The sequence below is a fragment of the Pseudomonas sp. 1L-B-1-E-C1 genome (assembly GCF_057291835.1).
The window spans coordinates 408899-427476 of the sequence record NZ_JBXAWN010000002.1; the positions used below are offsets into that span (position 1 = coordinate 408899).

The window sequence follows — 18578 nt, forward strand, 5'->3', positions numbered from 1 at the left end:
GCTTTTCGAATTCGAGTTCGACTCAGTATTTCAGGTCGGCGTACTTGGAACATTCACCTCGGTCAGTCCCCTCTCCCTCTGGGAGAGGGCTAGGGTGAGGGGATTTTCAGACGTGACGGCGTTCTAGAACCCGCGACGAATCCGGTTCTTCAGCTGTTCATGAAACATCTCTGCATCGCGCTTGTAAGCCCCTTTCACCGAGTCGCTGAACGAGTCCAGTGTGATCGAGCGCTGGTTCGACACCTCATCACGATATGCATCGATAAAGAAATCCAGGTCACTGGCGGTGCTCAGCTTTGGCCACTTGTCCAGGTAGATCGGCAGTTCAGCAGGCCCGGTTTTGAACGTACAGATCCGCCGGTTACTGATCGTCGCCTCGCCAATTTCAAATGGTACCCACCACGACAGCGCGGTCTTCTCCGACACCACCGCCAGCAAGTGCGTGCACTCGGTGATGTTGCGGGTGATCACTCCGGTAATGTCATCGGTGGTTTGCGATTCCGGGTCGAGGACATCAAGGTAAGTCCTGATCTTCGCTTGGGTCAGACGGGTATTGATGGCGATCGCATGCGCGCGATCCAGGTGGCGGTAGCTGATAAAGACTGGCATCAGAAATGTCCTTTGAGGGCGAGTTCGCGGTAATAGGCGCCGAGTGCCGTCAGGCGGCAGCCGGTGGCGTGGAGGGCGGCGTAGTACATGTGTTCGGCATCGACCGGCTCGATCAGGCTGTGGCGGTTGCACTTCTGCAACTGGGCGAAAACCTCGCCATGTTCTGGCACGAACGCTTTTTCAGTGGGCTCATAACTGGGATCGAGGGGGAACACCGATTCGGCTTCGGCGAACCAGTCCGGCAATTTGCGCAGGATTTGCTTGGGGATCAGCGGCGAGACTTCACGCAGGGAAATGAACTGCGACACATTGGTCTTGAACACCGGGCGCTGTTCCCAGGCACCGAGAGCGTTATCGACGAAGGAATACAGACTGCCGGGAGTGATCCTGCCGAGGATGTTCGCTGCGCCGCCATGCAGCGCTTGCAGGAGCAGGCTGGTGAACACACCGTGCTGCATGCCCTCCATCGCCGGCTGGGCTTTTTTGCAGGCGGTCAGGATCGTCATGCCTTCGCTGACCATGCTGCTTTCGCTGCGCAAGGCGCGGACTTCGCCGGCTGAACCGCTTTCGCAGCAGTCGAGGATGATCACCTTGTTTTTGATCCGCGTGGCTTTGTCCGCCCAGTTGAGGATGTCGCTGATGCGGATGCCGTCCTTGGCGTTGCGGTAATCCTGCGCGATCAACATGCCTTCGTCAGTGTCGGCATCGAAACCGCCATGGCCGGCGAAGTACAGCAAAGCCACGTTGCAATCCCCGGAAAACAGTTCGCGGATCTGGTCTTCGAGCTTTTCCCGGCTGAGATAATCCTCGGCGGACGTCAACACGACATTCTTGAAGTTGGGGTCGCCATTGGCGTTGGTTTTCAGTACCGAGGCCATGGCCATGGCGTCGTTGCAACAGCCGCTCAACCCGGAAATATGCGCATAGTCATTGATGCCGATAAACAGTGCCTTGCGCATGGTTACACCACCGTGAGCAGGCTGTTCGCGCTGACGATTCTGTGGGGACTACGCAAGTGGGCGCTGCGGGACGAATGGCTGATGAATGAATGACAGCTTTGCATTGGATTCCTCTGAGATCGCGGTAAGCGAAGGAGGAAACGAATGTAGGCCGCTGGCAAAGACCTACAAGGTCTGCGCGGCAAAACAGAAGGGTCCTGCGAGCAGGCGCGCAAAAGCCTACAGACAAGGCTGATGTTTAAGGGGGAGAGGCGTGCGTCAGATGCAGTCTGACAACCGGCAGCCCGTGGCGCAGGGCTGCCGGCGCGGCTGTTTAATAGCCGTTTTCAGGCAGGCTGGCGATGATCGAGCGGTAGCTGTTCATGCGCTGCTGCTGGATGCGACCGTCTTCGAGCGCCTTGAGCAACGCGCAACCCGGTTCACGGTCATGCTTGCAGTCGCGGAAACGGCAAGTGCCGAGCAGGTCGTCGAACTCGATGAAACCGGCTTCGACGTCGGCGCGGCTGACGTGGCCCAGACCGAATTCGCGGATGCCCGGGGAGTCGATCAGTTCGCCGCCGCCGGGGAAGTGGAACAGGCGCGCGGTGGTGGTGGTGTGCGTGCCCTGGCCGGACAGCTCGGACAACGGCCCGACACGGGTTTCGACCTCCGGCAGCAGGCTGTTGACCAGCGACGACTTGCCGACGCCGGACTGGCCGACGAATACGCTGATGCGCCCGTCGAGCTGCTGCTGCAACTGTTCCATGCCGTTGCCGTGGTGGGCGGACACTTCCAGCACCGGATAACCCAGCGTGCGGTACACCGCCAGCAGCGCGTTCAGCGCCGGGGCGTTCTGCTCGTCGATCAGGTCGAATTTGTTCAACAGCAGAAGCGGGCGGATACCAGCGTGTTCGGCGGCGACCAGATAACGGTCGATCAGGTTGGCGTGGGGCTCGGGCAGCGGCGCGAAAACGATGACGATCATGTCGACGTTGGCAGCGACCGGCTTGAGCTGGCCACGGCTGTCCGGACGGCACAGTTCGGTGCTGCGCGGCAGTTGCGCGACGATCACGCCGATGCCCTGGTTGCCGGCGCGCCAGACGACTTTGTCGCCGGTGACCAGCGCCGGCAGGTTGGCGCGCAAGTGGCAGCGGAACACTTGTCCTGCGAGTTCGCCGTCGACAGCCTCGACTTCGACCTGCACACCGAAGTGGGCGATCACCAGGCCGTGTTGTTCAGGGCCAAGGTCGCCGCCCTCGAGGGCTTCAACCGCCGAGGACTCGCGTTTGGCGGCGCGTGCGGCGCGCTCGCCCTGGATCTTTTCGATGCGCCAGTTTTGACGACGATTGAGTTGGCGTTTGGCCATGGGTGTTCCGTCTGAAGAATGCAGCGATTAGGTAAAACGGCCGCGAGTTTAGCACGCCCGGGCACCGGCCTAGGCTAAACTGCGCAGCATTGCCTAGGAGCCCGAATATGCAAAACCCGCAGAACCTGATCTGGATCGACCTGGAAATGACCGGTCTGGACCCGGACAACGATGTCATCATCGAAATGGCCACCATCGTCACCGACAGTGAGCTGAACACATTGGCCGAAGGGCCGGTGATCGCCATCCACCACAGCGACGAAGTGCTTGCGCGCATGGACGAGTGGAACACCCGCACCCACGGCAACTCTGGCCTGACCCAGCGTGTGCGCGACAGCCGCATCAGCATGGCTGAGGCCGAGGCCGAAACCATCGCTTTCCTGGAACAATGGGTGCCGAAGGGCAAGTCGCCGATCTGTGGTAACAGCATCTGCCAGGACCGTCGCTTCCTTTATACCCACATGAAGGCGCTGGAAAGCTACTTCCACTATCGCAACCTCGACGTCTCCACGCTCAAGGAACTGGCCGCGCGCTGGGCGCCGGACGTGCGCGACAGCTTCAAGAAGGGCAGCACCCATCTGGCGCTGGACGACATCCGCGAATCGATTGCCGAGTTGCAGCACTACCGCAAGCATTTCATCAAGTTCTGACGCGATCGCTGTGTAGGAGCTGCCGCAGGCTGCGATCCTTTGATCTTGTTTAAAATCAAATTCAAAAGATCGCAGCCTGCGGCAGCTCCTACATTGGATCGCATGACCGAAATGGCTAGACTGCGCGCCTTCCTGTCTGGACTGCCATCATGCTGCTGATGCTCTATCTGATCGCCATCACCGCCGAAGCCATGACCGGCGCGCTGTCTGCCGGACGACGCGGCATGGACTGGTTTGGTGTGGTGCTGATCGCCTGCATCACGGCGCTCGGTGGCGGTTCGGTGCGTGACGTGCTTCTCGGGCATTACCCGCTGACCTGGGTCAAGCATCCGGAATACCTCGTGCTGACCTCGGTCGCAGCGATGTTTACGGTGTTCACTGCCCGCTGGATGCGTCATCTGCGCTCGCTGTTTCTGGTGCTCGATGCCGTGGGTCTGGTTGCGTTTACCCTGATCGGCTGCATGACCGCGCTGGAAATGGGCCATGGCATGCTGGTGGCCTCGGTCAGCGGCGTGATTACCGGCGTGTTCGGCGGCATCCTTCGCGATATTTTCTGTAATGACATTCCGCTGATTTTCCGGCGCGAGCTGTACGCCAGCGTCTCGTTTGCCGCCGCGTGGTGCTACATGCTGTGCCTGTATCTGAACGTGCCGGGCGAGCAGGCGATTCTGATTACGCTGTTTGGCGGCTTCCTGCTACGCCTGCTGGCGATCCGTTTTCACTGGGAAATGCCCAAGTTCGTCTACAACGACGCGCCGTGACGCGATCCCTGTGCAGGAGCTGCCGAAAGCTGCGATCTTTTGATCTTGCCCTTAAAAACAAGATCAAAAGATCGCAGCCTTCGCAGGCTCCTACAGGGGTTACCCGATTCCATGTTGTTTCAGTGCCCACTCAACATGTTCCTGCACCAGCTCTGAAGGAAAATCGCGGCGCGCCTTCAAGGCTTCCAGCACCGGGATCGTTGAAGGCGCATTACCCAGCCCCACCGCCAGATTTCTCAACCAGCGCTCATACCCCGCCCGTCGTAGCGGCGAGCCTTCGGTGCTGCTGAGGAATTTTTCTTCATTCCACAAAAACAGCTCGGCCAGTTCGGCGTTATCCAGATTGTGCCGAGGCTTGAAGTCGCTTTCCCCGGTCGGACGGGCGAAACGGTTCCACGGGCAGACGATCTGGCAGTCATCGCAGCCGAATACCCGATTGCCAATCAACGGCCGCAACTCTTCGGGAATCGCGGTTTTCAGCTCAATGGTCAAATAGGAAATGCAGCGCCGAGCGTCCAGCACGTATGGGCCGACGAAGGCGTTGGTCGGACAAATATCGAGGCATGCGGTGCAACGCCCGCAGTGTTCGGTGCTGTGCGGTTCGTCCACCGGCAGCGGCAGATCGACGAACAGCTCGCTGAGGAAGAAATAACTTCCAGCCTTGCGATTGAGCACCAGGGTGTTTTTGCCGATCCAGCCCAGTCCCGCCTGCTCGGCGATGGCTTTTTCCAGCACCGGCGCGCTGTCGACAAAGGCACGGAAACCGAATGGGCCGATCTGCGCCTGAATCCTGTCGGCCAATTGTTGAACACGTTTACGGATCAATTTGTGGTAATCGCGGCCCAAGGCATAACGCGACACGTAAGCCTTCTCCGACTCAGCCAGGCGTTTGGCCATTTCGGTATCGCCCGGCAAGTAGTCCATGCGCAGGGAAACCACGCGCAACGTGCCCGGCACCAGCTCTTCGGGGTGCGAGCGTTTGCTGCCATGGGCGCCCATGTAGTCCATGTCGCCGTGATAGCCGGCCTCAAGCCAGCGTTGCAGATGCTGCTCGTGCTCGGCCAGGTCCAGACCGCTGATGCCGACTTGCTGAAAGCCCAGCTCGCGGCCCCAATCCTTGATCGATTGGGCGAGGGCGGGCAGGTCTGTGCTGATGGCGGACATGAGGCGAGAGAAACCGGAGCTGAGGTGCGTATAATTCTGCCAGACATCGGAGCCCGAAGACGCATGCCGCAGACGAAAGATGAATTACCCGACGCGCTGTACCGCGCCGCGCAGGTGCGCGAACTCGACGCCCGGCTGATCGCCGCTGGCACGCCGGGCTTCGAATTGATGCAGCGCGCCGCCCGCGCGACCTGGCGCGCGCTGGCGCGCAAGTGGCCCACAGCGAACGAGCTGACGGTATTGGCCGGGCACGGCAACAATGCTGGCGACGGTTATCTGGTCGCCGCGTTGGCGCTGCGGGCTGGTTGGGCGGTGCGAGTTCTCGCCGTCGGCGATCCGCAACGTTTGCAGGGTGATGCCGCACTGGCCTATGCCGAATCCGTGGCCGCAGGCGTTGTGGTGCAGGGCTGGCAGGCGCAAAGCGAACTGTGCGGTGTCGTCCTCGATGCCCTGCTCGGCACGGGGCTCAGTGGAGAAGTGCGTGAACCGTATGCCGCTGCCGTCGCCGCCATCAATGCCAGCGGGTTGCCGGTGGCGGCCGTCGATATCCCATCCGGGCTGTGCGCCGATACCGGTCGGGAATTGGGTGTCGCGGTACGCGCCGATCTCACGGTGACGTTCATTGGTATGAAGGTCGGGCTGTTGACCGGCGATGCGGCAGATCATGTCGGTGAACTGGTCTTCAACGATCTGCAGGCCACTGCCGAAACCTTCAGTGACATCCCTGTCTGCGCTCGACGCCTCAGTGCCGCTAATCTTCCAGCACTTGCGCCCCGCGCGCCGACCTCGCACAAGGGCCGCTTTGGCCATGTGCTGCTGATTGGCGGCGATCATGGTTTCGGCGGGGCGATTCTGCTCAGCACTGAAATGGCCTTGCGCAGCGGCGCGGGCATGGTATCGCTGGCGACCCGTCCCGAGCATGTGCCGGCATCGCTAACTCGCGTGCCGGAGGCGATGGTGCTCGGCACCTCGTCAGCCAATCAACTGATGGGCCTGCTGGAAAAGGTTTCAGTGCTGGTGGTCGGGCCGGGCCTCGGTCAGGCGAGCTGGGGTCGCGCCTTGTTGTCGGCAGCCGCCAATGCGTCGCTGCCGCAGGTGTGGGACGCTGACGCGTTGAACCTGCTTGCCAGCGATTTTGTCCAGTTGCCCAAGGATTGCGTGATTACCCCGCATCCGGGCGAGGCGGCGAGATTGCTTGGCGTCAGTACCGTCGAAGTGCAGGCGGATCGCCCGGCGGCTGCATTGGCGTTGAGCAAAAAGTATTCAGCGGTAGTGGTTCTGAAAGGCGCCGGTAGTCTGATCGCCCATCCCGATGGGCGTCTGGCTCTGTGTCATCAAGGCCATCCGGCGATGGCCACTGGCGGGCTCGGTGATGTGCTGGCCGGTCTGACCGGCGCATTGCTGGCCCAAGGCATGGACGGGTTCGCCGCTGCAAGTCTGGCCGTCTGGCTGCACGCCAATGCCGGCGTGCAACAAGGGAAATTCGGCCGTGGGCTGGCGGCCAGTGATCTGATTCCAGCCATCCGTCAGTTGTTGGAGGAGCATGCACCGTGTCTGAAGTAACCCTGTATCTGGCCGACGAACAGGCGATGAGCGACTTTGGCGCACGGATCGCCCGCGTGACCCAGGGCCATGGCCTGATTTTTCTTGAAGGCAACCTGGGCATGGGCAAAACCACCCTGTCGCGGGGCATCATTCGTGGGCTGGGGCATGTCGGTGCGGTAAAAAGTCCGACCTTCACTTTGGTCGAGCCCTACGAAATCGGTGACATTCGCGCCTTCCACTTTGACCTGTATCGTCTGGTCGATCCGGAGGAACTGGAGTTTCTCGGCATCCGCGACTACTTCGAAGACGATGCCCTGTGTCTGATCGAGTGGCCCGATAAAGGTGCAGGCTTTTTGCCAAAGCCTGACCTGACCATTACCATTGGCCCGCAAGACAGCGGGCGTTCGCTGAAAATTTTAGCCCAGGGCTCGCGCGGCGAGGCCTGGTGTGCCGCTTTGGCATTGGAATCCAATTAAATGATGGGGTTTGGTATGCGCTTTCGCGCGTTGGTGGCTGCCGCTGGACTGATGTTGATGGCAGTAACCGTCAACGCTGTGGCCGATTCAAAGGTCAACAGCGTGCGCCTGTGGCGGGCGCCGGACAACACGCGACTGGTCTTCGACCTGAGTGGCCCGGTGCAGCACAGCGTTTTCACCCTGACTGCCCCGGACCGGCTGGTGATCGACATCAATGGCGCCACCCTCGGCGCGCCGTTGAATGTGCAGACTGCGAACACGCCGATCACTGCGATGCGTTCGGCCCAGCGTACGCCGACCGACCTGCGGGTGGTCATCGACTTGAAAAAAGCCGTCACTCCGAAAAGCTTCTCGCTGGCGCCGAACGCGCAGTACGGCAACCGTCTGGTGGTCGATCTGTTCGACAATCCGGCTGATGCCGCGCCGCCGCCGGCCCCTACGCCATCGGTGGCGACCGTGCCGGCCGTGCCGGTGACCCCTACCGAACCTGCAATCAAGCTGCCGCCAGCCCCGGCCGGCAAGCGCGACATCATTGTCGTGATCGACGCCGGCCACGGTGGCGAAGACCCGGGCGCGTCCGGCTCGCGCGGCCAGCGTGAGAAAGACGTGGTGCTGCAGATCGCCCGCGAACTGCAGCGTCAGGTCAACGGCATGAAAGGCTTCCGCGCCGAACTGACCCGGACTGGCGACTACTTCATTCCATTGCGCGGGCGTACCGAGATCGCCCGCAAGAAGGGCGCCGACCTGTTCGTCTCGATCCACGCCGACGCCGCGCCGTCCGCCGCTGCTTTCGGTGCGTCGGTGTTCGCCCTGTCCGATCGTGGCGCTACGTCCGAGACTGCGCGTTGGCTGGCCGACAGTGAAAACCGTTCCGACCTGATCGGCGGGGCCGGCAACGTCAGCCTCGACGACAAGGACCGCATGCTCGCCGGTGTGTTGCTCGACCTGTCGATGACCGCGTCGCTGACTTCCAGCCTGAACGTCGGCCAGAAGGTCCTGACCAACATTGGCCGGGTCACGCCGCTGCACAAACAGCGGGTGGAACAAGCCGGGTTCATGGTGCTGAAGTCGCCGGACATTCCGTCGATCCTGGTCGAAACCGGGTTTATCTCCAACGCCAACGAAGCGAACAAACTGTCTGCATCGAGCCACCAGCAAGCACTGGCCCGTTCGATCAGCAGCGGCGTGCGCCAGTTCTTCCAGCAGAATCCGCCACCGGGCACCTACATCGCCTGGCTGCGTGATTCCGGCAAGATTGCCCAAGGCCCGCGCGACCACCGGGTCGGCCCGGGGGAAACCCTGGCGATGATCGGCGTGCGCTATCAGGTCTCGCCAGCCACCTTGCGTGCCGCCAACAACCTGAAAAGCGATGAGCTGAAAGTCGGTCAGCACCTGACCATTCCTGGCACCGAATTGGCGTCGAAAGAATGAACCAGGTATTGAACACTGCGCGCATCGAGCTGCTCAGCCCACGACTGGCGAACCAGATCGCCGCTGGTGAGGTGGTCGAGCGCCCGGCTTCGGTGATCAAGGAGTTGCTGGAAAACAGCCTCGACTCCGGCGCCAAGCGTATTGACGTCGATGTCGAGCAGGGCGGCGTCAAGTTGCTGCGCGTGCGCGATGACGGCAGCGGTATTTCCGCCGATGACCTGCCGCTGGCCCTGGCCCGTCACGCCACCAGCAAGATCCGCAACCTCGAAGACCTCGAACAGGTGATGAGCCTGGGGTTCCGTGGCGAGGCGCTGGCGTCGATCAGCTCTGTGGCGCGCTTGACCCTTACCTCGCGCACCCGCGATGCCGATCAGGCCTGGCAGGTCGAAACCGAAGGCCGCGACATGGCGCCGCGCGTGCAGCCGGCGGCGCATCCGGTCGGCACTTCGGTGGAAGTTCGCGACCTGTTCTTCAACACCCCGGCCCGGCGTAAATTCCTCAAGACCGAAAAAACCGAGTTCGATCACCTGCAAGAAGTGATCAAGCGTCTGGCGCTGGCGCGCTTCGACGTGGCCTTTCATCTGCGTCACAACGGCAAGACCATCCTCAGCCTGCACGAGGCCCACGATGATGCAGCCCGCGCACGGCGTGTGGCGGCGATCTGCGGTTCGGGTTTTCTTGAGCAGGCGCTGCCGATCGAGATCGAACGCAATGGCTTGCACCTGTGGGGCTGGGTCGGTTTGCCGACCTTCAACCGTAGCCAGGCTGACTTGCAGTATTTCTTCGTAAACGGCCGAGCGGTGCGCGACAAACTGGTGGCCCACGCGGTACGCCAGGCTTATCGCGACGTGCTGTTCAACGGTCGGCACCCGACCTTCGCCCTGTTTTTCGAAGTCGACCCTGCAGCGGTAGACGTCAACGTGCACCCGACCAAACACGAAGTGCGTTTCCGTGACGGGCGCATGGTCCACGACTTCCTGTATGGCACGCTGCACCGCGCGTTGGGCGATGTGCGTCCGGAAGATCAACTGGCCGGCTCGGTCACCACGGCGATCGTTCGGCCGAGCGGGATCGAGGCGGGCGAATTCGGCCCACAGGGCGAGATGCGTCTGGCCGCCAATGCGCTGCTGGAGCAGCCGCAGGCGCAACCGGTGTTCAATACTTCGTCCGGCGCCAGCGCTGGCGGCGCTTATCAGTATCAATACACGCCGCGTCCGCAGTCGGCGCTGCCTGCTGCCGAGGCGCAAGCTGCTTACAAGGAGTTTTTCGCGCCGCTGCCTGAAGCCAATGCCAGCGCACTGCCGACCGGTCAGGAAGATATTCCGCCGCTCGGCTATGCACTGGCGCAGCTTAAGGGCATCTATATTTTGTCCGAGAACGCCCATGGCCTGGTGCTGGTGGACATGCATGCCGCCCACGAGCGGATCATGTACGAGCGCCTGAAAATCGCCATGGCCAGCGAAGGTCTCAGTGGCCAGCCGTTGCTGGTGCCGGAGTCGCTGGCAGTCAGTCAGCGCGAGGCCGATTGCGCCGAAGAACATGCGGCGTGGTTTCAGCGACTTGGTTTTGAATTGCAGCGACTGGGGCCGGAAACCCTGGCGATCCGGCAGATTCCGGCATTGCTCAAGCAGGCCGAAGCCAATCGACTGGTCGGCGACGTGCTTTCGGATCTGATGGAATACGGCACCAGCGACCGTATCCAGGCGCATCTCAACGAACTGCTCGGCACCATGGCCTGCCACGGCGCGATCCGCGCCAACCGGCGCTTGGCCCTGCCGGAAATGAACGGCCTGCTGCGCGATATGGAAAACACCGAGCGCAGTGGCCAATGCAACCATGGCCGACCGACCTGGACCCAACTGGGCCTGGACGATCTGGACAAACTGTTCCTGCGCGGTCGTTGATGAGCCAGCTCCCTCCAGCAATATTTCTGATGGGCCCGACCGCTGCGGGCAAGACCGATCTGGCCATCGAGCTGAGCAAGGTGCTGCCGTGCGAACTGATCAGCGTCGATTCGGCGCTGGTCTATCGCGGCATGGACATCGGCACGGCCAAACCTTCGAAAGAGTTGTTGGCCGAATACCCGCACCGGCTGATCGACATCCTCGACCCCGCTGAAGCGTATTCCGCTGCCGATTTCCGTCGCGACGCGTTGCAGGCCATGGCCGAAATCACTGCGCGGGGAAAGATCCCGCTGCTGGTCGGCGGCACCATGCTCTATTACAAGGCGCTGGTCGAAGGTCTGGCGGACATGCCGGCGGCCGATGCCGAGGTGCGCGCGCAGATCGAGGAAGAAGCTGCACGTCTGGGCTGGCAAGCGCTGCACGATCAATTGGCGCAAATCGATCCGGTGTCGGCGGCGCGCATTCATCCAAATGATCCGCAACGCTTGAGTCGGGCGCTGGAAGTGTATCGAGTCAGCGGGCAGAGCATGACCGCCCTGCGCGAGCAACAATCTGCGCAAAGTACTGAAGCAGCCGCTTCGGGACGCCAACAATTGCCCTATACTGTCGCGAACCTGGCCATTGCTCCGGCGAATCGTCAGGTTCTGCACCAGCGAATTGAACAAAGATTCACAAATATGTTGGAACAGGGATTCATCGACGAGGTCGTAGCCCTGCGTAAAAGAAGTGACCTGCATGCCGGGTTGCCGTCTATACGTGCGGTAGGCTACCGCCAAGTCTGGGATTACCTGGACGGCAAGCTGACCTTGGCCCAGATGCAGGAGCGGGGCATCATCGCCACGCGCCAATTGGCCAAGCGCCAGTTTACCTGGCTGCGCAGCTGGGACGATTTACACTGGCTGGACAGTCTTGATTGCGACAATCTGCCACGCGCCTTGAAATACCTTGGGACCATCTCCATATTGAGCTGAGTCCTTGCAATTGCCGTCTATCCTTGGGGGTGTGACGGCCGAAGCCATCTGAATTTATCTGTTTTTATTATTGAATCCTTAAAGGAGTGCGGCACATGTCAAAAGGGCATTCGCTACAAGACCCTTACCTGAACACTTTACGTAAAGAGAAAGTCGGGGTTTCCATCTACCTGGTCAACGGTATCAAGCTGCAAGGAACGATCGAGTCGTTCGACCAGTTCGTGATCCTGCTGAAAAACACCGTCAGCCAGATGGTCTACAAACACGCTATCTCGACCGTCGTGCCGGTTCGTCCAATTCGTCTGCCTAGCGCAACCGAAAACGAACAGGGCGATGCCGATGCAGCGCCGGGTAACGCCTGATAGGAGTCTCCTTTGTTCTTTGAGCGCCACGGTGGTGGTGAGCGAGTCATCCTCGTTCACTTGGATGGACAGGACCCTGAGGCGCGCGAAGATCCGCAGGAGTTTCAGGAGTTGGCAAATTCGGCTGGCGCCGAGACCGTTGCGTTTTTTAACGTGCCGCGTCATCGGCCAACCGCCAAATATCTGATCGGCAGCGGCAAGGTCGAGGAACTGCGCGACCTGGTCAAGGCTGAAGAAGCCGATCTGGTGATTTTCAATCACATCCTCACGCCCAGTCAGGAACGCAACCTCGAACGTGTTTTCGAGTGTCGCGTGATCGACCGCACCGGGCTGATTCTCGATATTTTCGCTCAACGCGCACGTACCCATGAGGGCAAGCTGCAGGTCGAACTGGCCCAGCTTGACCACATGAGCACCCGGCTGGTTCGCGGCTGGACTCACCTTGAACGTCAGGGTGGCGGCATCGGTATGCGCGGCCCGGGTGAAACCCAGCTGGAAACCGACCGCCGTCTGTTGCGGGTCCGCCTGCGCCAGATCAAGGGGCGGCTGGAGAAGGTGCGCAGTCAGCGCGAACAGTCGCGCCGTGGCCGATCCCGTGCGGACATTCCTACCGTTTCGCTGGTGGGCTACACCAACGCCGGCAAATCGACACTCTTCAACAACGTGACGAAATCCGACGTGTACGCGGCCGATCAACTGTTCGCCACACTCGACCCGACCCTGCGCCGCCTTGAGCTTGACGACCTCGGTCCGATTGTCCTGGCCGACACTGTGGGTTTCATTCGTCACCTGCCGCACAAGCTGGTCGAGGCATTTCGGTCTACGCTCGAAGAGTCGAGCAATTCCGACCTGCTGTTGCACGTGATCGATGCGGCCGAACCGGATCGCATGTTGCAGATCGAGCAGGTGATGGTCGTGCTGGGCGAGATTGGTGCCCAGGACTTGCCGATCCTCGAGGTCTATAACAAACTCGATTTGCTTGAAGGCGTCGAGCCGCAGATCCAGCGCGATGCCGATGGCAAGCCGCAACGGGTCTGGCTGTCGGCGCGTGATGGCAGCGGTCTGGAGTTGCTTGAACAGGCCATAGCCGAGTTGCTCGGCAGTGATCTGTTCGTCGGTACCTTGCGCTTGCCGCAACGATTCGCTCGACTGCGTGCGCAGTTCTTCGAACTCGGGGCGGTGCAGAAAGAAGAATACGATGAAGAAGGTGTCAGCCTGCTGGCCGTTCGTTTGCCCCGGATCGAGCTGAATCGATTGGTAAGCCGCGAAGGATTGCAGCCGATGGAATTCATCGAGCAACACACTTTGCAATAAAAGCCTGACAAAGCGGTTGTGCCGCGACGGCAGGCATTCTGTAGCATTGGTCGGCGCGCCGTGGGTGCGTCTTTGCTTTATCAGATGGAGAGCGCTATGGCTTGGAATGAGCCGGGTGGCAACTCGAATAATCAGGATCCCTGGGGTGGCAAGCGCCGCAATAACGGCGACCGCAAGGGGCCACCGGATCTCGACGAGGCCTTCCGAAAGCTGCAGGAAAGCCTGAACGGGTTGTTCGGTGGTGGTAAGAAACGCGGTGATGACGGCGGTGGTTCGGGGCGCAGCAGTGGCGGCTTCGGCGGTCTGCTCGGCATCGGCCTGGTCGTGCTGGCGGCCGTCTGGCTGTACAGCGCGGTTTACGTGGTGGACGAGCAGGAGCAGGCCGTGGTGCTGCGCTTCGGCAAGTACTACGAGACTGTCGGCCCCGGCCTGAACATCTACTTCCCGCCGATTGATAAAAAGTACATGGAGAACGTGACGCGTGAGCGTGCGTACACCAAGCAGGGCCAGATGCTGACTGAAGACGAAAACATCGTCGAAGTGCCGCTGACCGTGCAGTACAAGATCAGCAACCTGCAGGACTTCGTGCTGAACGTCGATCAGCCGGAAATCAGCCTGCAGCACGCGACCGAAAGTGCACTGCGTCACGTGGTCGGTTCCACCGCCATGGACCAGGTGCTGACCGAAGGTCGTGAATTGATGGCCAGCGAAATCAAGGAGCGTCTGCAACGTTTCCTCGATACCTATCGCACCGGTATCACTGTCACCCAGGTCAACGTACAGAGTGCAGCGGCACCGCGTGAAGTACAGGAAGCCTTCGATGACGTGATCCGCGCCCGTGAAGACGAGCAGCGTTCGCGCAACCAGGCCGAAACCTACGCCAATGGCGTGGTGCCGGAAGCCCGTGGTCAGGCCCAGCGCATCATCGAAGATGCCAACGGTTACCGCGACGAGACCATCTCGCGCGCCAAGGGTGAGGCCGATCGTTTCACCAAGCTGGTCGCCGAGTATCGCAAGGCACCTGAAGTCACCCGCGAGCGTCTGTACCTGGACACCATGCAGGAAGTCTTCAGCAACACCAGCAAGGTGCTCGTGACCGGCAACAAGAACGGCCAGAGCAATCTGCTCTACCTGCCGTTGGACAAAATGATCCAGAACAGTTCGGGTAGCGCACCGGTGACCGGTTCGGCCGCCAGCAACAACACGGACGTCACGCCGCATGTCACTGACGTGCCGCAGACGCGTACAAGGGAGACCCGCTGATGAGCAATAAATCGCTGATCGCCCTGATCGTTGGCGTCGTCGTGGTACTGGTAGGCTGGAATTGCTTCTACATCGTCGCTCAGACCGAGCGCGCGGTGCTGCTGCAATTCGGTCGTGTGGTTCAGGCCGACGTCCAGCCGGGTCTGCATGTGAAAGTGCCTTACGTTAACCAGGTGCGCAAATTCGACGCGCGTCTGTTGACGCTGGATGCACCGACGCAGCGCTTCCTGACTCTGGAAAAGAAAGCCGTGATGGTCGATGCCTATGCCAAGTGGCGGGTGAAAGATGCCGAGCGCTTCTACACCGCGACCTCGGGTCTGAAGCAGATTGCCGACGAGCGTCTGTCCCGTCGTCTGGAATCCGGCCTGCGTGACCAGTTCGGCAAGCGCACCCTGCACGAAGTCGTGTCGGGTGAGCGTGATGCGCTGATGGCCGACATCACCGCGTCGCTGAACAAGATGGCGGAAAAAGAGCTGGGCATCGAAGTGGTCGATGTCCGGGTCAAGGCCATCGATCTGCCGAAAGAAGTGAACCGCAGCGTGTTCGAGCGTATGAGCACCGAACGTGAGCGTGAGGCTCGCGAGCACCGCGCCAAGGGTAACGAGCTGGCCGAAGGCATCCGTGCCGACGCCGATCGTCAACGCCGCGTACTGCTGGCCGAAGCCTATCGTGAATCCGAAGAGGTTCGCGGTGACGGTGACGCCCAGGCTGCTGCGATCTACTCCAAGGCCTACGGTCAGGATCAGGAGTTCTACGGTTTCTACCGTAGCCTGCGTGCCTACCGTGAAAGCTTCGCGAACAAATCCGACGTCCTGGTCCTCGACCCAAGCAGCGACTTCTTCCGTTACCTGGAAAAAGCCAAGCCTTGACACGCCGTTGACCTGAATCATTCCGCCCGGCGGCTAAAACCTCGGGCGGGGTGATCCTTTCGGAAAACGTGTGTATGATGCGGCAGCCGGGAAATTCCCGGCTTTTTTGCGTCTGCACGTTTGATTGCTGTTTTTGTTGCAGGCTTCGGGTTTGTACGGCCCGAGCGTTTTTCGAGGAAAGTGATGGGCGAAGCCGGTAACAGGCCTTTCGCTGCGTCGTTCATGCGCGTGCGTTTTGAACGCTCCGGTCATTTTCTGCTTCACTCAAGGCTCGCCCTCGTGCTGGCCGCCCGGATCAAAGGGGAATGGCGTAATGGCAACGGTAGACCGCTGGCTGCTGCCAGATGGCATCGAAGAAGTACTGCCACCGGAGGCGGCGCGCATTGAAGTCGCGCGTCGTCAGGTGTTGGATCTGTTCCAGAGCTGGGGTTACGAGTTTGTCGTGACTCCCCATATCGAGTACCTGGAATCCCTGCTGACCGGCGCGGGCCAGGACCTGGATCTGCGTACCTTCAAGGTCATCGACCCACAATCGGGCCGGCAGATGGGTTTCCGTGCCGACATCACGCCCCAGGTCGCGCGCATCGATGCGCACACCCTGCGTCGCGAAGGCCCGAGCCGTCTGTGCTATGCCGGTAGCGTGCTGCACGCCCAGCCGCGTGCACTGTCGTCCTCGCGCAGCCCGATCCAGTTGGGCGCCGAGTTGTACGGCGACGCCAGCCCGAGCAGCGACGTCGAAGTCATCAGCCTGATGCTGGCCATGCTGCAACTGGCCGACGTGCCGGATGTGCACATGGACCTCGGGCATGTCGGCATCTACCGTGGTCTGGCGCGCGCCGCCGGTTTGTCCGGTGAGGTCGAGCAGCAGTTGTTCGACGCGTTGCAGCGCAAGGCCATCGATGAAGTGATTACCCTCACCGAAGGTCTGCCTGCGGATCTGTCGGGCATGCTGCGCGCACTGGTTGATCTGTGCGGCGGCCGTGAAGTGTTGAGCGCTGCCCGCGAGCGTCTGGCCAATGCGCCGGCGCCGGTTCTGGCGGCGCTGGAAGATCTGCTGGCGATTGCCGAGCGGCTTTCCGTGCGCTTCCCGCAGTTGCCGTTGTATTTCGACCTCGGCGAATTGCGCGGTTATCACTACCACACCGGTGTGGTGTTCGCGGTGTTCGTGCCGGGCGTTGGTCAGTCCATTGCTCAGGGCGGTCGTTACGACGACATCGGCGCCGACTTCGGTCGCGCCCGTCCGGCGACCGGCTTCTCTACCGATTTGAAAACCCTGGTGACCCTGGGGCGTGCTGAGATCGAGCTACCGTCTGGCGGTATCTGGATGCCTGACAGTACGGATGCAGCACTCTGGCAGCAGGTTTGCCAGTTGCGCAGTGAGGGTCAGCGTGTCGTTCAGGCGTTGCCTGGACAACCTTTGGCCGCCGCCCGTGATGCGGACTGCGACCGGCAATTGATTCAGCAGAACGGGCTTTGGCAAGTATCGCCACTGGCTTCTTGAGTTTTCCTGCCGGCCATCGCCGGCACCAAGTTTGCGCGAATGAGGACAAGTGTTATGGGTAAGAATGTCGTAGTCCTGGGCACCCAGTGGGGTGATGAGGGCAAAGGCAAGATCGTTGATCTGCTGACCGAACATGCTGCCGCCGTAGTGCGCTACCAGGGTGGCCACAACGCGGGTCACACGCTGGTGATCGACGGCGAAAAAACCGTCTTGCACCTGATTCCGTCGGGCGTGCTGCGCGAAGGCGTGCAATGCCTGATCGGCAACGGCGTGGTGGTTGCACCTGACGCCCTGCTGCGCGAGATCACCAAGCTGGAAGAGAAAGGCGTACCGGTGCGCGAGCGCCTGCGTATCAGCCCCTCCTGCCCGTTGATCCTGTCCTTCCACGTCGCGCTGGACCAGGCCCGTGAAAAGGCCCGTGGCGAGCTGAAGATCGGTACTACCGGTCGCGGCATCGGCCCGGCTTACGAAGATAAAGTTGCCCGTCGTGGCCTGCGTGTCGGCGACCTGCTGAACATGCCGCGCTTCGAAGACAAACTGCGTGAACTGGTGGACTACCACAACTTCATGCTGGTCGGTTACTACAAAGAGCCAGCCATCGAATTCGAAAAGACTCTGGCCGAGTGCAAGGAATACGCTGAGCTGCTCAAGCCGCTGATGCTCGACGTGACTGCCGAGCTGCACGACCTGCGTCGTGCCGGCAAGGACATCATGTTCGAAGGCGCGCAAGGTTCGTTGCTCGATATCGATCACGGCACCTACCCGTACGTGACCAGCTCCAACACCACCGCGGGTGGCGTGGCGACCGGTTCGGGCGTTGGTCCGATGTTCCTCGACTACATCCTGGGCATCACCAAGGCCTACACCACTCGCGTCGGTTCCGGCCCGTTCCCGACCGAGCTGTTTGACGAAGTCGGTGCGCATCTGGCCAAGCAAGGTCATGAGTTCGGCGCGACCACCGGCCGTGCCCGTCGTTGCGGCTGGTTTGACGCCGTCATCCTGCGTCGTGCTATCGATGTGAATAGCATCTCGGGTATCTGCCTGACCAAGCTGGACGTGCTCGACGGTCTGGAAACCATCAACATTTGCGTCGGCTACAAAGACGCGCAAGGCAATGCCGTTGCGCCGACCGATGCGGACAGCTACGTAGGCCTGCAGCCTGTGTACGAAGAAGTACCGGGCTGGAGCGAATCGACCGTGGGTGCCAAGACCCTGGAAGAGCTGCCGGCCAATGCTCGTGCCTACATCAAACGCGTTGAAGAGTTGATCGGCGCGCCGATCGACATTATTTCGACGGGCCCGGATCGCAACGAAACCATCGTTCTGCGTCATCCGTTTGCCTGATAAGTCGTTGATGTAAAAAACAAAGGCCCCTTAATCGGGGCCTTTGTCGTTTATGCCTGTTGGACGGCATGACCTTTGCTGTGAATCTGTCTACAAGAGTGCCATCAAAT

The 18578-nt window shown here is 60.9% G+C and carries 17 protein-coding genes; 13 read left to right on the top strand and 4 right to left on the bottom strand.

Annotation, left to right across the window (positions count from 1 at the left end):
- Positions 1-123 precede the first annotated feature (123 nt).
- From AC0Z4S_RS05505 to rsgA, 3 genes are all read right to left on the bottom strand, one after another.
- On the bottom strand, positions 124-609 hold the full coding sequence (locus AC0Z4S_RS05505; RefSeq protein ID WP_253498496.1) for a toll/interleukin-1 receptor domain-containing protein: 486 nt from the start codon (positions 607-609) through the stop codon (positions 124-126).
- On the bottom strand, positions 609-1568 hold the full coding sequence (locus tag AC0Z4S_RS05510; RefSeq protein WP_485622343.1) for a caspase family protein: 960 nt from the start codon (positions 1566-1568) through the stop codon (positions 609-611). The genes AC0Z4S_RS05505 and AC0Z4S_RS05510 overlap by 1 nt, the downstream gene beginning before the upstream one ends.
- Before the next feature lie 313 nt (positions 1569-1881).
- Positions 1882-2913 carry a small ribosomal subunit biogenesis GTPase RsgA gene (gene rsgA / locus AC0Z4S_RS05515; RefSeq protein WP_090280736.1) on the bottom strand — a complete coding sequence of 344 codons (1032 nt, stop codon included), beginning with the start codon at positions 2911-2913 and terminating at the stop codon, positions 1882-1884.
- A 107-nt stretch (positions 2914-3020) separates the two neighbouring features.
- Between rsgA and orn the strand changes: the two genes are divergently transcribed.
- Together orn and AC0Z4S_RS05525 are read left to right on the top strand one after the other, a co-directional pair.
- Complete coding sequence (gene orn, locus AC0Z4S_RS05520) at positions 3021-3563, top strand: oligoribonuclease (RefSeq protein ID WP_227973551.1); 543 nt, start codon at positions 3021-3023, stop codon at positions 3561-3563.
- A 146-nt stretch (positions 3564-3709) separates the two neighbouring features.
- Entirely contained in the window at positions 3710-4324 is a 615-nt protein-coding gene (locus tag AC0Z4S_RS05525) for a trimeric intracellular cation channel family protein (RefSeq protein WP_178081165.1), read from the top strand.
- Positions 4325-4423: 99 nt separating this feature from the next.
- Here the strand turns inward: AC0Z4S_RS05525 and queG are convergent, their stop codons facing one another.
- Positions 4424-5488, bottom strand: coding sequence for a tRNA epoxyqueuosine(34) reductase QueG (gene queG / locus AC0Z4S_RS05530; protein ID WP_485622344.1), 1065 nt, complete (start codon positions 5486-5488; stop codon positions 4424-4426).
- 63 nt (positions 5489-5551) lie between these two features.
- On the opposite strand from queG, the gene AC0Z4S_RS05535 reads away from it, so the two are divergent.
- From AC0Z4S_RS05535 to AC0Z4S_RS05585, 11 genes are all read left to right on the top strand, one after another.
- On the top strand, positions 5552-7051 hold the full coding sequence (locus AC0Z4S_RS05535; protein WP_485622346.1) for an NAD(P)H-hydrate dehydratase: 1500 nt from the start codon (positions 5552-5554) through the stop codon (positions 7049-7051).
- Positions 7039-7509 carry a tRNA (adenosine(37)-N6)-threonylcarbamoyltransferase complex ATPase subunit type 1 TsaE gene (tsaE, locus tag AC0Z4S_RS05540; RefSeq protein ID WP_130910048.1) on the top strand — a complete coding sequence of 157 codons (471 nt, stop codon included), beginning with the start codon at positions 7039-7041 and terminating at the stop codon, positions 7507-7509. The genes AC0Z4S_RS05535 and tsaE overlap by 13 nt, the downstream gene beginning before the upstream one ends.
- Before the next feature lie 51 nt (positions 7510-7560).
- Complete coding sequence (locus AC0Z4S_RS05545) at positions 7561-8940, top strand: N-acetylmuramoyl-L-alanine amidase (protein ID WP_370593506.1); 1380 nt, start codon at positions 7561-7563, stop codon at positions 8938-8940.
- Positions 8937-10844, top strand: a complete 1908-nt coding sequence (gene mutL / locus AC0Z4S_RS05550; RefSeq protein ID WP_133337186.1) for a DNA mismatch repair endonuclease MutL — start codon at positions 8937-8939, stop codon at positions 10842-10844. Before AC0Z4S_RS05545 ends, mutL begins: the two co-directional genes overlap by 4 nt.
- Positions 10844-11815: a tRNA (adenosine(37)-N6)-dimethylallyltransferase MiaA gene (gene miaA / locus AC0Z4S_RS05555; protein ID WP_485622347.1), complete on the top strand. Its 972-nt coding sequence runs from the start codon at positions 10844-10846 to the stop codon at positions 11813-11815. The genes mutL and miaA overlap by 1 nt, the downstream gene beginning before the upstream one ends.
- A 95-nt stretch (positions 11816-11910) precedes the next feature.
- The gene (gene hfq, locus AC0Z4S_RS05560) at positions 11911-12177 is read left to right on the top strand and encodes an RNA chaperone Hfq (protein WP_016771947.1); all 267 of its coding nucleotides are present in this window, start codon (positions 11911-11913) and stop codon (positions 12175-12177) included.
- Positions 12178-12189: 12 nt separating this feature from the next.
- Entirely contained in the window at positions 12190-13491 is a 1302-nt protein-coding gene (gene hflX / locus AC0Z4S_RS05565) for a ribosome rescue GTPase HflX (protein ID WP_042607805.1), read from the top strand.
- 96 nt (positions 13492-13587) lie between these two features.
- Entirely contained in the window at positions 13588-14754 is a 1167-nt protein-coding gene (gene hflK, locus AC0Z4S_RS05570; RefSeq protein WP_253498517.1) for an FtsH protease activity modulator HflK, read from the top strand.
- Positions 14754-15623: a protease modulator HflC gene (gene hflC / locus AC0Z4S_RS05575; protein ID WP_016771945.1), complete on the top strand. Its 870-nt coding sequence runs from the start codon at positions 14754-14756 to the stop codon at positions 15621-15623. Before hflK ends, hflC begins: the two co-directional genes overlap by 1 nt.
- A gap of 313 nt (positions 15624-15936) precedes the next feature.
- Positions 15937-17124 carry an ATP phosphoribosyltransferase regulatory subunit gene (locus tag AC0Z4S_RS05580; protein ID WP_016771944.1) on the top strand — a complete coding sequence of 396 codons (1188 nt, stop codon included), beginning with the start codon at positions 15937-15939 and terminating at the stop codon, positions 17122-17124.
- A 54-nt stretch (positions 17125-17178) separates the two neighbouring features.
- Positions 17179-18468 (top strand): adenylosuccinate synthase, encoded by a 1290-nt coding sequence (locus AC0Z4S_RS05585; protein ID WP_016771943.1) that lies wholly within the window; start codon positions 17179-17181, stop codon positions 18466-18468.
- Positions 18469-18578: the final 110 nt, after the last annotated feature.

Bases quoted from the DNA above. Each gene is read 5' to 3' on its own strand.
- AC0Z4S_RS05545 (WP_370593506.1), top strand. From the start codon at position 7,561: ATGTTGATGGCAGTAACCGTCAACGCTGTGGCCGATTCAAAGGTCAAC.
- AC0Z4S_RS05585 (WP_016771943.1), top strand. From the start codon at position 17,179: ATGGGTAAGAATGTCGTAGTCCTGGGCACCCAGTGGGGTGATGAGGGC.
- AC0Z4S_RS05580 (WP_016771944.1), top strand. From the start codon at position 15,937: ATGGCAACGGTAGACCGCTGGCTGCTGCCAGATGGCATCGAAGAAGTA.
- AC0Z4S_RS05510 (WP_485622343.1), bottom strand. From the start codon at position 1,568: ATGCGCAAGGCACTGTTTATCGGCATCAATGACTATGCGCATATTTCC.
- hflK (WP_253498517.1), top strand. From the start codon at position 13,588: ATGGCTTGGAATGAGCCGGGTGGCAACTCGAATAATCAGGATCCCTGG.
- miaA (WP_485622347.1), top strand. From the start codon at position 10,844: ATGAGCCAGCTCCCTCCAGCAATATTTCTGATGGGCCCGACCGCTGCG.
- AC0Z4S_RS05505 (WP_253498496.1), bottom strand. From the start codon at position 609: ATGCCAGTCTTTATCAGCTACCGCCACCTGGATCGCGCGCATGCGATC.
- hflC (WP_016771945.1), top strand. From the start codon at position 14,754: ATGAGCAATAAATCGCTGATCGCCCTGATCGTTGGCGTCGTCGTGGTA.
- AC0Z4S_RS05535 (WP_485622346.1), top strand. From the start codon at position 5,552: ATGCCGCAGACGAAAGATGAATTACCCGACGCGCTGTACCGCGCCGCG.
- rsgA (WP_090280736.1), bottom strand. From the start codon at position 2,913: ATGGCCAAACGCCAACTCAATCGTCGTCAAAACTGGCGCATCGAAAAG.
- mutL (WP_133337186.1), top strand. From the start codon at position 8,937: ATGAACCAGGTATTGAACACTGCGCGCATCGAGCTGCTCAGCCCACGA.
- hfq (WP_016771947.1), top strand. From the start codon at position 11,911: ATGTCAAAAGGGCATTCGCTACAAGACCCTTACCTGAACACTTTACGT.
- orn (WP_227973551.1), top strand. From the start codon at position 3,021: ATGCAAAACCCGCAGAACCTGATCTGGATCGACCTGGAAATGACCGGT.
- queG (WP_485622344.1), bottom strand. From the start codon at position 5,488: ATGTCCGCCATCAGCACAGACCTGCCCGCCCTCGCCCAATCGATCAAG.